Annotated in this window: 1 protein-coding gene; it reads left to right on the top strand. The window is 80.4% G+C overall.

Translation table 11 applies throughout. The features are described 5' to 3' along the window. Positions 1-122: 122 nt before the first annotated feature. The coding region (locus PUR61_RS03345) for a hypothetical protein (RefSeq protein WP_443035113.1) at positions 123-388 on the top strand (266 nt) is incomplete at its 3' end.

Here is a 388-nt window from a genome sequence, read left to right as displayed (position 1 = left end):
CCCGCCCCGCCCCCGCCCCACCCCCCCCCCCCCACCCCCACCCCCCGCCCCCCCCCCCCCCCCGCCTGTCACAACGCCCGCCGCCCAGCCGCGACCTCACCCGGGGCCGGGCGGTCAGCCGTGTGCTGTTCCGATCTCGCGGCCGGCTGGTCGGGCTGATGACCCTGGCCCGGGCCGGCACGGCCGGCACCGGTGACGCCCCGGCGCCGACCGCTCCCCCGCCCGCCCCCGTCTTCACCACGGACGAGGCCGTCCTCGGATCCGACCTGCAGACCGCCCGGGACGCCCTCGACACCTACCGCACCACCGCCCTCACCGCGTTGGCCCGCTCGCCGACGCCGAGGCCGAACTCGCCCACGAAACCGCCCCACCGCCCAGGCCACCCCCT

It is taken from the genome of Streptomyces sp. BE20, from assembly GCF_036322525.1.
In the GTDB taxonomy this organism is placed as follows: Bacteria; Actinomycetota; Actinomycetes; order Streptomycetales; family Streptomycetaceae; genus Kitasatospora.
This window is presented reverse-complemented; position numbering and strand designations above follow the sequence as displayed.